This is a genomic window from Parafrigoribacterium soli (assembly GCF_040227235.1).
In the GTDB taxonomy this organism is placed as follows: Bacteria; Actinomycetota; Actinomycetes; order Actinomycetales; family Microbacteriaceae; genus Parafrigoribacterium_A; species Parafrigoribacterium_A soli.
Genome location: NZ_JBELNZ010000002.1, coordinates 104,187 through 117,503 on the forward strand (window position 1 = coordinate 104,187; position 13,317 = coordinate 117,503).

The window sequence follows — 13,317 nt, forward strand, 5'->3', positions numbered from 1 at the left end:
GCTCGCTTTTCAGGCGACAGATCGTTCTGCACTACCCTCGTCACGTGGCCGAAAGCGTTGAAGTACTGCACCTCGGGGACCAGATTCCCCGCTATTCCCATCCCGGCGACGCCGGCGCGGATCTGACCGCGGCGACGGCAGTCGAGCTCGCTCCTGGCCAGCGGGCGACCGTGGGCACGGGCACGGCCATCGCGCTTCCCGACGGGTACGTGGCCTTCGTGGTTCCGCGCAGCGGGCTCGCCTCCTCCCACGGAATCACCATTGTGAACAGCCCGGGCACCGTGGACGCCGGCTACCGGGGCGAGATCCGGGTCACCCTTCTGAATACGGACAGTTCGGTGCCGTATTCTGTCGCAGTCGGAGATCGAATCGCCCAACTCATCGTCATGCCGGTGAGCCGGGCGAGATTCGTACCCGTAGAAGTCCTCCCGGGGAGCCAGCGTGGCGAAGCCGGTTTCGGCTCAACGGGGTATCGAGACGCAAAGCTAGGAGATCGCTCGTGAGCGACATCACTTCCACACAACCGAACGACGATGAGACAGCCGCGGAGCAGTCCAAGTCGGCGCCCGAGGACCGCGGTACAGCCGGCCCGCTCGACGAAGCCGAGGCGAACGCCGTCCGCCCGTACGTCGATCTCGGTGGGGTGAAGATCTTGCCGCGCGAGGGACTCCAGCTGCGGCTCGAGGTCGAGGAGGGCAGCCAGCGAGTGGTTGCGGTTGGTCTCGACTACGCCGGTTCATCGCTGCAGGTGCAGCCGTTTGCGGCACCTCGATCGAGCGGGCTCTGGCACGAGATTCGTGGCCAGATCACCGAACAGATCGCGAGGCAGGGTGGCACGACGACCCTCAAGGAGGGCCCATTCGGTCCCGAGCTACTTGCGGAGATTCCCGCGACGGCACCGGGCCAGCCGGGCTCCACGAGGCTTGCGAGGTTCATCGGGGTCGACGGGCCGAGGTGGTTCTTGCGTGGCGTGATCGCCGGCGATGGTGCGGTGAACGAGGAGGCAGCAGCGAAGATCGAGGACCTCTTCCGCAGCGTCGTCGTTGTGCGAGGCACAACGCCCATGCCGCCGCGCGACCTCATCCCGCTTCACATGCCGAAGTCGGCCGCCGCTCAGGACGGTGCTTCTCCCACCTCCGAACTGTGAGCGGCCCCGAACAGCAGGACGAAGCCGCTGACGTCGTCCCGACGTTCAGGGAGAGCTTCGGTGCTGCCGTGCGCAAGACCGGAATCGGCCAGGTGTCGCCCGGTGAGGTGCCCACGGCCGGGGCGCTTCTTGCGGCCATCGGCGGCATCCGCGGTCTGATTGAGTCGATCGTGCCCGGCCTCGGCTTCCTGGTGATCTACAGCCTGACGCGAAACCTGCTGCTGTCTGTGCTGATTCCGCTCGCCCTGGCCGTTGTCTTCGTCATCATTCGGCTCGCGCTCCGCAGCGGGCCCTCCCAGGCGTTCGCCGGCGTGTTCGGGATTGCCATCTCCGCCGCACTGGCTCTCATCACCGGCAAGCCGGAGGATAACTTCCTGCCCGGCATCATCATCAACTGCGTCTCGCTCACGGTGCTGCTGCTGAGCCTCATCATTCGCTGGCCGCTGATCGGCCTCATCGTGGGCGTACTCACCAATGAGGGAGTCGAGTGGCGAAAGGACAGGGCCAAGCGTCGGGTGCTCGTGATCGCGACGTGGCTCTGGGTTGGTCTGTTCGCGCTCCGCCTGATCGTCGAAGTGCCGCTCTATCTCGCCCACGAGACCGAATGGCTTGCGGGCACGAAACTGTTGCTCGGTGTGCCGCTCTACGCGGCAGTGCTCTGGGTCACCTGGTTACTCGTGCGCGCGGTCTACGCTCGGGCCCTGGCCGGCGCGGCTCCGCGGTAGCGGTCAGCACCCGATGGTATATTTATCTCGACGTCAAGATACTTTTGAGGAGACAGCGCAATGTCGCACGTGAACAGCTTTGGTTCGAAGGACACACTGAAAGTTGGTGCGACCGACTACGAGGTGTACCGGATAGATAAGGTTCCCGGTCACGAGAAGCTGCCGTTCAGCCTCAAGGTGCTGCTCGAGAACCAGCTGCGCACCGAAGACGGCAAGAACGTCACCGCGAGCCAGATCACCGCGCTCGGCTCGTGGCAGCCGGATGCCGAGCCGGACACCGAAATCCAGTTCACGCCGGCCCGCGTCATCATGCAGGACTTCACCGGCGTCCCCTGCATCGTCGACCTCGCGACCATGCGCGAGGCTGTCGCCGAGCTCGGCGGCGACCCGAAGAAGATCAACCCGCTCGCGCCGGCCGAGATGGTCATCGACCACTCCGTCATCGCCGACCTCTTCGGCAGCGCCAACGCCTTCGAGCGCAACGTCGAGATCGAGTACGAGCGCAACGGTGAGCGCTACCAGTTCCTGCGCTGGGGCCAGACCGCCTTCGATGACTTCAAGGTGGTGCCGCCGGGAACGGGAATCGTGCACCAGGTCAACATCGAGTATCTGGCGAGGGTCACGATGACGCGCACCGTTGACCCTTCGACAGGCTCAGGGCACGCGGCGCCCGTACTGCAGGCGTACCCTGACACCCTCGTCGGCACGGACTCCCACACGACCATGGTCAATGGGCTGGGTGTGCTTGGCTGGGGCGTCGGCGGAATCGAGGCCGAGGCCGCGATGTTGGGCCAGCCGGTTTCGATGCTCATCCCCAAGGTCGTCGGCTTCAAGCTGAACGGTTCCATACCGACGGGTGTGACGGCGACGGATGTCGTGCTCACCATCACGCAGATGCTGCGCAGGCACGGCGTGGTCGGCAAGTTCGTCGAATTCTACGGAGAGGGTGTTGCGGAGGTGCCGCTGGCCAACCGCGCGACTATCGGCAACATGAGCCCGGAGTTCGGCTCCACCGCCGCGATCTTCCCGATCGACGATGTCACGCTCGACTACATGCGACTCACCGGCCGCAGCGAGGAGCAGATCGCTCTCGTCGAGGCCTACTCGAAGCTGCAGGGACTCTGGCACGACGCCTCCGTCGAGCCGAGCTTCAGCGAGTACCTCGAGCTCGATCTCGCCACCGTCGTGCCGTCGATCGCCGGACCGAAGCGTCCGCAGGACCGCGTCGAGCTCAGCGTGGCGAAGAGCCAGTTCGAGAAGGACCTGGAGACCTACGCGAAGCCCGATCTCTCGAAGGTGGATGCTGCCGTCGAGGCCACCTTCCCGGCCTCCGACCCGATCGGTCTGACGCCGCAGGATGAAGAGACCGCACACGAGTTCTCCCACTCCGCAGCGAGCTCAAAGTTCGCCAGCAAGAAGCCGTCGAACCACTCGAACCCTGCGGACGTCTCGATGCCCGACGGGCGCGAGTTCGTGATCGACCACGGAGCGGTCGCCATCGCGGCGATCACCTCCTGCACGAATACGTCGAACCCCTCGGTCATGCTCGCCGCCGGGCTTCTCGCTCGCAACGCAAGCAAGAAGGGCCTGAAGTCGAAGCCGTGGGTCAAGACCACGCTCGCACCCGGATCGAAGGTCGTGACCGACTACTACGAGAAGGCTGGACTCAACGGCTATCTCGAGGACCTCGGCTTCTACCTCGTCGGATACGGCTGCACGACCTGCATCGGCAACTCCGGCCCGCTGGAGGACGAGATCTCGGCCGCGGTCAACGAGAACGATCTCGCGGTCACCGCGGTGCTCTCCGGCAACCGCAACTTCGAGGGTCGCATCAACCCCGACGTGAAGATGAACTACCTCGCGAGCCCGCCCCTCGTGATCGCCTACGCGCTGGCCGGCTCGATGGACTTCGACTTTGAGACCGATTCGCTCGGCACGGGACTCGACGGGCAGGAGGTGTACCTCCGCGACATCTGGCCAGACTCCGCCGAGGTGCAGAAGACCATCGACTCGTCGATCGACAGCGGCATGTTCACCAAGCAGTATGCGGGCGTGTTCGATGGCGACGATCGGTGGCGTTCGCTCCCGACCCCGGCCGGCGACGTGTTCGAGTGGAACGAGGCATCCACCTACGTTCGCAAGCCCCCGTACTTCGACGGCATGACCATGGAGTTGACGCCGGTCGCCGACATCACGGGTGCTCGCGTGCTGGCCAAGCTCGGCGACTCGGTCACGACCGATCACATCAGCCCCGCCGGCAGCATCAAGTCCGACAGCCCCGCGGGGAACTACCTGCGCGAGCACGGCATCGACCGCAAGGACTTCAACTCCTATGGCTCGCGTCGCGGCAACCACGAGGTGATGATCCGCGGAACCTTCGCGAATATCCGCCTCAGGAACCTGTTGCTCGCCGACGAGAACGGCGGCGCCGGCGTCGAGGGCGGATACACCCGCGACTTCACCAAGCCGGATGCGCCGCAGTCGTTCATCTACGACGCCTCGGAGAACTACCAGGCCGCAGACATCCCGCTCGTGGTGCTCGCTGGTAAGGAGTACGGCTCGGGCTCGTCTCGTGACTGGGCAGCGAAGGGCACCGCGCTCCTCGGCGTGAAGGCCGTCATCACGGAGAGCTTCGAGCGCATTCACCGCTCCAACCTCATCGGGATGGGCGTTGTCCCGCTGCAGTTCCCCGCGGGCGAGACCTGGGAGACGCTCGGCCTCGACGGCACGGAACTCATCAGCGTCATCGGCCTCACGGAGCTGAACGAGGGCCGCACGCCGAAGACGGTGCGCGTTGTCGCCGAGCCGAGCGAACACTCGGCCGCGGGCAAGGCAACGGTCGAATTCGATGCCGTTGTTCGCATCGACACGCCAGGTGAGGCCGACTATTACCGAAACGGCGGCATCCTGCAGTACGTGCTGCGTTCGCTCGTCTGAGTCGCTTCGTCCGTCGGCGAGACCGCATGGTCTCAGCCGACGGACGGCCTGCGTCGCTTACTCTGAGGTATGACTTTGCTCGAAGCGGTGCACGGTCCGCGCGACCTTGACTCGCTGTCGCAGGACGAACTGATCCAGCTCTCCGGAGAAATCCGCGACTTTCTGATCGCGAACGTCTCCAAGACCGGCGGGCATCTGGGGCCGAACCTCGGCGTCGTGGAACTGACCGTCGCGCTGCACAGGGTCTTCGATTCGCCGCGCGATCCGATCGTCTTCGACACCGGGCACCAGAGCTACGTGCACAAGCTCCTCACCGGGAGGCAGGACTTCAGCGGTCTCCGCCAGCAGGGTGGCCTCGCCGGCTATCCTCAGCGTTCGGAGTCGGAGCACGACGTGGTGGAGAGTTCCCACGCCTCCAGTTCGCTGAGCTGGGCCGACGGCATCTCCCGCGCCTTCACCCTCTCGGGGCAGGATGAGCGCTGCGTCGTCGCCGTGGTGGGGGATGGGGCCCTGACCGGCGGCATGACCTGGGAGGCGCTCAACAACATCAGCGACGACAACAACCGCAACCTGGTGATCGTCGTCAACGACAACGGTCGCTCCTACGCACCCACGATCGGCGGAATGGCACGCTTCCTCAACGGGGTGCGCACCCGACGCAGCTATCGCGACTTGCACCGCTCGAGCGAGCGGCTGGTCGGACGGCTCGGCGCGCCGGCACGCGCGCTCTATCGGGGCCTGAGGGGCGGGCTGCACGGGTTTCTCAGCCGTTTCACCAATAACGAGGCGCTGTATTCCAACCTCGACATCAAGTACATCGGGCCGATCCACGGACACGACATCGGTGCGATCGAGGAGGCGTTGCGGCAGGCGAAGAACTATGGCGCGCCGGCGATCGTTCACGTGATCACTCAGAAGGGCCGCGGATACGAACCCGCGCTGCACGACGTGAGCGATCGCTTCCACGCGGTCGGGCAGATCGACCCGGAAACCGGGGAATCCATCGAGGTGTCCGACCGGGCATCCTGGACCTCGGTCTTCGCCGACGAGATCGTCAACCTCGCCGACGCCAATCCGCGGATCGTCGGGTTGACCGCGGCCATGCTCAAGCCGGTTGGGCTGCACCGGCTCGCGGCAAAGTACCCCGAGCGAGTGTTCGACGTCGGCATCGCGGAGCAGCACGCCGTCGCCTCGGCCGCGGGCCTCGCCTTCGGGGGGCTGCACCCCGTGGTCGCGCTGTACGCCACCTTCATCAACCGCGCGTTCGACCAGGTGCTCATGGATGTCGCGCTGCACCGCGCCGGAGTCACTTTCGTACTGGATCGCGCGGGCGTCACGGGGCCCGATGGGCCGAGTCACCATGGGATGTGGGATCTCGCGATACTCCAGGTCGTTCCGAACATCCGTCTGAGCGCCCCTCGCGACGCACCCAGGCTCCGGGAGGAACTCGGCGAAGCCGTGGCTGTTGACGATGCACCGACTGTCGTCAGGTTCTCCAAGGGCTACGTCGGGCAAGAGGTCGAGGCGGTGCGGCGCACGGCGGACGGCGTCGACATCCTGGTCGAGGCACCTCACAGGGACGTTCTCATCGTCGCGGTCGGCACTATGGCGGAGCTCGCGCTGCAGGTCGCCGAACGGCTTGGCGCCCAGGGGATCGGCGCGACCGTCGTCGACCCGCGCTGGGTCGTGCCCGTGCCATACGGAGTGATCGACCTCGCCGCGGACCATCGCCTCGTTGCCGTCATGGAAGACGGTGTGCGCGTCGGAGGCATCGGCACGCGCATCCGTCAGGACCTGCGCGCTGCGGACGTCGATACCGCTCTCACCGAGATCGGCCTGCCCGACGAGTTCCTCGACCACGGCAGTCGCGCCCAGATCTTCGAGCGGATCGGCCTGACGCCGCAGCAGATTGCCCGAGACCTCATCGCGCAGGTGGTCGGAAGCAAGCAGCCCATCGCGCGTCCGCTGCCCGAAGACGTCGCCGAGCGCCAAGCCTAGAAGCGCGCCCAAAAGAATCTGCCAGCCACCCGCGGGTGGCTGGCAGTCTTTGCTATTCGGTGCCGCGAATCGGCGGGTGGTGGAAGGTATCTCCGAAGACCCGCTCAGACGCTCCGACTCGATCGAGATACGGCGTGACGCCGCCCATCTGGAAGGGGTAGCCGGCACCCAGGATCAGGCACAGGTCAATGTCCTCCGGGGCGGCGACGACGGGCTTCTCGAGCATCCGGTGCACCTCGTCCGCCAGTCCATCTTCGATGCGGCGCAGGAGCTGTTCACCGGTCATCGGCGAGGTGCCACCGGCGACGATCTCCACGGCCTTCTTGTCGTAGCCCTTGATCTTGCCCTTCGCGTCGCGGTCGAAGATCTTTCCGTGCTCGGCCAGTCGGTGCAGGTTGGGGCTCTCGAAGAAGCGATCGGGGAACGCGGCGTGGTGTGTGTCGAGCACGTGCGCACCAACCTTGAGGCCCACGAGCTCCAGAAGCTCGAACGGCGTCATCGGCAGCCCAAAGGGCTTGATCGACGCGTCGACCACCGCGAACGGCGTGCCGGTGTCGACTGCGTGCATGGCTTCACCGAGCAGCTTGGCGAGGATGCGGTTGACGACGAACCCGGGAGTGTCGGCGGTGATGACGGCGTTCTTGCGGAGCTTCGCCGCCGTCACCATCGCGGTGCTCAGGGTCTCATCGTCGGTCTTCGGAGTCTTGACCACCTCGACGAGTGGCATGACCGCCACCGGATTGAAGAAGTGGAAGCCGACCACGCGCTCCGGGTGCTTGAGCTTCGCACCGATCTGCTCGACCGAGAGCGAGGAGGTGTTGGTCGCCAGGACCGCGGTCTCGGAGATGTACTGCTCCACATCCGCAAAGACGTCCTGCTTCACGCCGAGTTCCTCGAAGACGGCCTCGATCACCCAGTCGCAATCGGCGAAGTCCGCCTTGTTCGTCGTGCCCGAGACGAGCGCCTTGAGGCGGTTCGACTCGTCGGGGGAGATGCGCCCCTTTCCGAGCAGCGCATCGATCTCGCCCCGGATGTAGTCGAGTCCCTTGTCCACGCGAGCCTGGTCGAGGTCGGTGATGACCACCGGCACTCTCAGGCGGCGGACGAACAGTAGCGCGAACTGGCTCGCCATGAGACCTGCGCCGATGACGCCGACCTTGGTGACGGGCTTCGCGATCGCCTTGTCCGGTGCTCCAGCGGGCCGCTTCGCACGCTTCTGCACGAGATTGAAGGCGTAGATGCTCGCGCGGAACTGGTCGCCCGAGATGAGCGCGGAGAGCGTCTCATCCTCGGCGGCGAAGGCCGTCTCCTTGTCGCTGCTCTTCGCGGCCTTGAGCAGCTCGAGCGCGGCGTAGGGCGACTTCGCTACGGTGCCGATGCGGGTCTCGAGCATCTTGCGCGCGATGCCAATGGCCGCGTCCCACTTGACCGCGCGCTCGATCTTGCCCGGCTCGTTCGGCCGCTTGACCTTGATGTTGCCGGCGATGACACCATCGGCCCACTTCAGCGAGTCCTCGAGGAAGCTTGCCGAATCGAAAATCGCGTCTGCGATGCCGAGGTCGAACGCCTCCTTGGCTTTGAGCATCCGGTTGTTCTTGAGCGGGTTCTCGATGACGACCTTGAGGGCGTTCTCGATGCCGATGAGGTTCGGCAGCAGGTACGCGCCGCCCCAGCCGGGGATGATGCCGAGGAAGACCTCGGGCAGCGCGATCGCCGGCGCGTTGCGGTCGACGGTGCGGTAGTCGGCGTTGAGACCGATTTCCAGCCCGCCGCCTAGTGCGAGGCCGTTGATGAAGACGAAGGAGGGAACTCCGAGCTCCGACAGCTTGCCGAGCGTCTGGTGGCCGAGCTGCGCCATCTGCTTGGCGATGGCCTTGCTCGGGATGTCGCCGACCTTGCTGAGGTCTGCACCGGCCGCGAGGATGAACGGCTTGCCCGTGATCGCGAGGGCCGCGATCTCGCCCCTGGACGCCCGTTCCCTCTGCGCGTCGAGGGCGTCCGAGAGCTCAAGCATCGTGATCGGACCGAGCGTGCTCGGACGCGTGTGGTCGCGACCGTTGTCGAGGGTCAGGAGCGCGAGCGTCTTACCGCTGCCGAGGACGACATCACGAACGTAGCTGTGGGTGACCACTTCATCTGTTGACATGGCCTTGAGTTCGGCGAACTGCGTCTGCGTTGCCATCACTTGCGCCTTCCGTCGAAGTAGGGGTTCTCCCAGATGACCGAGCCGCCCTGGCCGAGGCCGACGCACATCGCCGTGAGGCCGTAGCGCACCTCCGGGTGCTCCCTGAACTGCGCCGCGAGCTGGATCATGAGGCGCACGCCCGATGAGGCGAGCGGATGTCCGACCGCGATCGCGCCACCCCAGAGATTGACCCGGGGGTCGTCGTCGTCGATGCCGAAGTGGTCGAGCAGCGACAGCACCTGGATGGCGAAGGCCTCGTTCAGTTCGAACAGGCCGATGTCGTCGATCGTGAGTCCGGCCTTCTTGAGGGCCTTCTCTGTGGAGGGAACGGGGCCGATGCCCATGATCTCGGGCTCGACGCCGGCGAAGGCGAAGCTCACGAGCTTCATCTTGGGCTGCAGACCGAGTTCTTTCGCGGCGGCTTCGCTCGCCAGCAGGCTGACCGTGGCTCCGTCGTTGAGGCCGGAGGAGTTGCCGGCGGTCACGCGACCGTGCGGGCGGAACGGCGTCTTGAGAGTGGCGAGGCCCTCCATGGTGGTCTCGGGGCGGGGCGCCTCGTCGCGAGTGGCGAGTCCCCATCCGTTCTCGCTGCGCACGGCGACCGGAATAAGGTCCGGCTGGATCTTGCCCGCCTCGTACGCCGCGGCAAGCTTCTGCTGGCTGCGCATGGCGAAGTGATCCGCGCGCTCCTTGGTCAGGTGCGGGAAGCGGTCGTGGATGCGCTCCGCCGTCGAGCCCATGTTGAGGGCGTCCTCGCCGACGAGCTTCTCCGCGACAAAGCGCGGGTTGGGGTCGACTCCTGAACCCATCGGATGCCGCCCCATGTGCTCGACACCGCCGGCGATGACGAGGTCGTACGCGCCGAACGCGATGCCTCCCGAGAGCGTGGTGACCGAGGTCATCGCGCCTGCGCACATCCGGTCGATCGCGAAGCCGGGAACCGAGCGCGGCAGACCGGCGAGCAGTGCCGTCGTTCGGCCGAGCGTGAGTCCCTGATCGCCCTGCTGCGTTGTTGCGGCGATGGCGACGTCGTCGATGCGCTCCTTGGGAACCGAGGGGTTGCGCTCAAGGAGACCGATCATCGCCTTGACGGCCAGATCATCTGCCCTGGTGCCCCAGAACATCCCCTTTTCGCCTGCTCGTCCGAACGGGGTCCTGACCCCGTCCACGAAAACGACTTCATGCCTGTCGACCACGCTGCCTCCTAGGTTGCACCAATCGGTTCGATCCTAGGTGGCCAGTCTGGGCGCAATTAATCCGTTGATGCTTCCTACGAAGCGGCGTCGGCCGTGTCCTCCGAGGGTTGGTCGGCTTCGACAAAGGCGCGGAATATCGTCTCGGCCGTCTCGTCGAGCTGCCACGGGCGGGCTCCCTGATCGGCGAGGGCCTCACGCAGGGCGTGCAGGTCGAACGGCTGGGGTGGAGCCCAGGCAACGCGCCGCAGGGTGTCGGGTGTCAGCAGGTTCTCGACCGGGATGTTCCTCTCGCTTGCGAGCTCCGTCACGGCTGCGCGAGCGAGCTTCAGGCGGCGATCGGCCTCGGGGTTGCGCTCGCTCCAGGCCCTCGGGGGAGGAATGACGTCCCCGGGCATCCGGAGTACCGGCACGTCTTCGGCGGCCTTGCCCACCTCGATCGCCGTCCACCAGCGATCGAGTTCGGAACGGCTGGCGCGACCGTTGAACTCGCGGAGGGCCGACAGCTCGCGCTTACTCGCCGGGAGCGCCTTGGCGGCCGCGACGAGCGAAGAGTCCGGCACGAGACGACCGGGAGCGGTGTCGATCTCCCTCGCGTAGCGATCGCGGGCCTCCCAGAGTTCGCGCGCGACCGCGAGGTTGCGCGCACCCCTGATCGAGTGCACGCCGGAGAGTCTGCGCCAGCCCTCGACCTTGGGCGGCCTCGTGCCCCGGCTGAGCTCGGCCGAAAACTCCTGTCTCGCGATCTCAGACTTGCCCGAGTCCTCCAGGAGGCCGTGCACGGCATCCCTGAGGTCAACGAGCAGTTCCACGTCGAGCGCCGCGTAGACGAGCCACGTCTGCGGCAGCGGTCTGGTCGACCAGTCGGCCGCCGAGTGCTCCTTGGCGAGGTGGATTCCGAGCAGCTCCTCGACAACGGTGCCGAGGCCGACCCGCGGAAGGCCCGCGAGCCTCGCGCCAAGCTCCGTGTCGAAGATCACCGAGGGGCTCAGGCCTACCTCGCGCAGGCAGGCGAGGTCCTGGCTGGCCGCGTGCAGCACCCACTCCTCATCCGCGATGGCCTTGTTGAGCTCGTCGAAGTCGCCGATCGCCGGGGGATCGAAGAGAAAGGTCCCCGCGCCGCGGCGGAAGATCTGGATGAGGTACGCACGCTGGGAGTAGCGGAACCCGGAGGCACGCTCGGCGTCGATCGCGATGGGTCCGGTGCCCGCGGCAATGCGGTCGACGGCGGCGAGATAGCCGTCGCGCGTGTCGATGACCGCGACGGTCTTGTGTTCAGCTTCCTCGGTACCCGGTTTCACTGGAGATTCGGAATGGTCGTTCGTGCTACTCACGTCCTCCGCGGCGGGTCGACAGAATGCTCACTCCCTCTACCGCGGGAGGAAGCCCCGCCAGCATACACAAGAGGTCCCCCCACGCCTCCACATGTGACGCTATTGCCGTGCTCGTCGGCGTCCACGATGCGCGCAGCTCGATGACCGCCCCGTCACCCTGGCTGGCGAGTTCGCCGTAGCCCGTGGAGATCGTCTTCGTGGCGGTGCCGGATGCCGCCGTGTAGTCGGCACCCTTGGCGGCGAGAGCGTCGAGCAGCCACGACCACGCCACATCCGCTAGAAAGGGGTCGACTCCGATGTCGGTTTCGAGCGGCGCCTGCGCGAAGCAGACGACGCGAAACCGGCCGCCCCAGGCCTCGGGCGCTGCGGGGTCGTAGAGCAGGATGAACCTGCCGGTGCCGAGTTCCGAATCGGATCCGTGCCTGGCCGGCGTGACATCGGCGGCCAGCGCGACTGAGAACGGTGCGAGACCACCGGGCGAAGGGATGTCGGTGACCACCAGTTCCGCTCGCGTGTGCGCGTGACGAACCGCTTCGAGCGCTGAGCTGAACTCGGCGGGAACCGTTGGTCCTGGGACGTTTGCGGGCACGACTGAAGACTAAAGTTTGACCGTGGCAGATTCGGGAAGGCACGCCGTCCGCCGGTTTCGCTGGTATGCGGGAGCACTTCTCGCGGTCGGCGCCTGCGGTCTCGTAGCCGCGAGCACGGCGGGCGTCCTCGCCGTCGTGATGGCGCGCACGGTGGTCACACCACCGCGCAAGAGAAAGCAGGACGTCGCCGCACTGGGCGTCGACCTGGCCGCCGGCTCCATCACCCTTTCCGCTACACCGGATTCGGTCGTGTCCGGCAGGTACGGCTTTTGGTTCTCGGCGGACAGCGGATACGCCCGGCTGGGGGAGATCATCTCTCGCACCGCCACGACCGTGACCCGTCGCATCCTGCACGTCGAGTCCGGCGACCTTGGGCGCGCGCGACGGGGCAGGTTCACCGGATGGTTCTACCGCGGCCCGCAGGAGCTCGGCCTGGCCTTCGAGTCCGTCGAGGTCGTGACACCGCTCGGGTCGGCGCCGGCCTGGCTGGTGCCCGCCGAGACCGGTGGGGGACGCTGGGTCATCCAGGTGCACGGCAGGGCGGTGACCCGCGCCGAGACCCTTCGTGCCGTCCCCGCGTTCCACGAGGCCGGGTACACCTGCCTGCTGGTCTCCTACCGCAACGACGGGGAGGCACCGGCGTCCACGGACGGCCGCTACTCCCTCGGTGACACCGAGTGGGAGGATGTCGACGCCGCCATCGCCTTCGCGATGGAGCGGGGCGCGACCGACGTCGTGTTGATGGGGTGGTCGATGGGCGGAGCCACCGCCCTGCAGACCGCGCTGCGCTCCCGTCATTCCCGGGCGCTGCGAGGGCTCGTACTCGAGTCTCCCGTCGTCGACTGGCGCGTCGCGCTCGACTTCCAGGCGAAGCTCGTCCACCTGCCTCGATCCGTCGGGGCAGCCGCGCAGCGACTCATGTCGCACCGCTGGGGTCGCTGGCTCACCGGGCAGCAGCGCGAGATCGACCTGGACCGCCTCGACCTGGTGCGGGGCGCGAAGGCGCTGACCCTGCCCATCCTGCTGCTGCACAGCGACGACGACGGCTACGTTCCCTCGACCGCGTCGCACGCGCTGGCGGAGGCTCGTCCCGACATCGTCAGGATGGAGACGTTTGCGACGGCGAGGCACACGAAGCTGTGGAACTATGACCCGGAGAGGTGGAACGGGGCCATCACATCCTGGCTCGAGGAACTTGAGCGGTAGCG

At 66.5% G+C, this 13,317-nt stretch carries 10 protein-coding genes; 6 read left to right on the forward strand and 4 right to left on the reverse strand.

The window, feature by feature from the left end:
- The first annotated feature begins 44 nt into the window (after window positions 1-44).
- From dut to dxs, 5 genes are all read left to right on the forward strand, one after another.
- Window positions 45-503, forward strand: a complete 459-nt coding sequence (dut, locus tag ABUA37_RS04705; RefSeq protein WP_349897976.1) for a dUTP diphosphatase — start codon at window positions 45-47, stop codon at window positions 501-503.
- A complete protein-coding gene (locus ABUA37_RS04710; protein WP_349897977.1) occupies window positions 500-1,147 on the forward strand; it encodes a DUF3710 domain-containing protein in 648 nt (215 codons plus the stop codon). The genes dut and ABUA37_RS04710 overlap by 4 nt, the downstream gene beginning before the upstream one ends.
- Entirely contained in the window at window positions 1,144-1,872 is a 729-nt protein-coding gene (locus tag ABUA37_RS04715) for a DUF3159 domain-containing protein (protein WP_349897978.1), read from the forward strand. The genes ABUA37_RS04710 and ABUA37_RS04715 overlap by 4 nt, the downstream gene beginning before the upstream one ends.
- 60 nt (window positions 1,873-1,932) lie before the next feature.
- Window positions 1,933-4,809, forward strand: a complete 2,877-nt coding sequence (locus tag ABUA37_RS04720) for an aconitate hydratase (protein WP_349897979.1) — start codon at window positions 1,933-1,935, stop codon at window positions 4,807-4,809.
- A gap of 69 nt (window positions 4,810-4,878) precedes the next feature.
- A complete protein-coding gene (dxs, locus tag ABUA37_RS04725) occupies window positions 4,879-6,807 on the forward strand; it encodes a 1-deoxy-D-xylulose-5-phosphate synthase (RefSeq protein ID WP_349897980.1) in 1,929 nt (642 codons plus the stop codon).
- A gap of 52 nt (window positions 6,808-6,859) precedes the next feature.
- Here the strand turns inward: dxs and ABUA37_RS04730 are convergent, their stop codons facing one another.
- The 4 genes from ABUA37_RS04730 to ABUA37_RS04745 form a co-directional block, all read right to left on the reverse strand.
- On the reverse strand, window positions 6,860-8,989 hold the full coding sequence (locus tag ABUA37_RS04730; protein ID WP_349897981.1) for a 3-hydroxyacyl-CoA dehydrogenase NAD-binding domain-containing protein: 2,130 nt from the start codon (window positions 8,987-8,989) through the stop codon (window positions 6,860-6,862).
- Entirely contained in the window at window positions 8,989-10,188 is a 1,200-nt protein-coding gene (locus ABUA37_RS04735; protein WP_349897982.1) for a thiolase family protein, read from the reverse strand. The genes ABUA37_RS04730 and ABUA37_RS04735 overlap by 1 nt, the downstream gene beginning before the upstream one ends.
- 74 nt (window positions 10,189-10,262) lie before the next feature.
- A complete protein-coding gene (locus ABUA37_RS04740) occupies window positions 10,263-11,486 on the reverse strand; it encodes a ribonuclease D (RefSeq protein ID WP_349897983.1) in 1,224 nt (407 codons plus the stop codon).
- 25 nt (window positions 11,487-11,511) lie between these two features.
- On the reverse strand, window positions 11,512-12,108 hold the full coding sequence (locus tag ABUA37_RS04745) for a DUF3000 domain-containing protein (RefSeq protein ID WP_349897984.1): 597 nt from the start codon (window positions 12,106-12,108) through the stop codon (window positions 11,512-11,514).
- Between the two features lie 22 nt (window positions 12,109-12,130).
- Here ABUA37_RS04745 and ABUA37_RS04750 point away from each other — a divergent pair, with 22 nt between their 5' ends.
- Complete coding sequence (locus ABUA37_RS04750) at window positions 12,131-13,315, forward strand: alpha/beta hydrolase family protein (protein ID WP_349897985.1); 1,185 nt, start codon at window positions 12,131-12,133, stop codon at window positions 13,313-13,315.
- The last annotated feature ends 2 nt before the right edge of the window (window positions 13,316-13,317 follow it).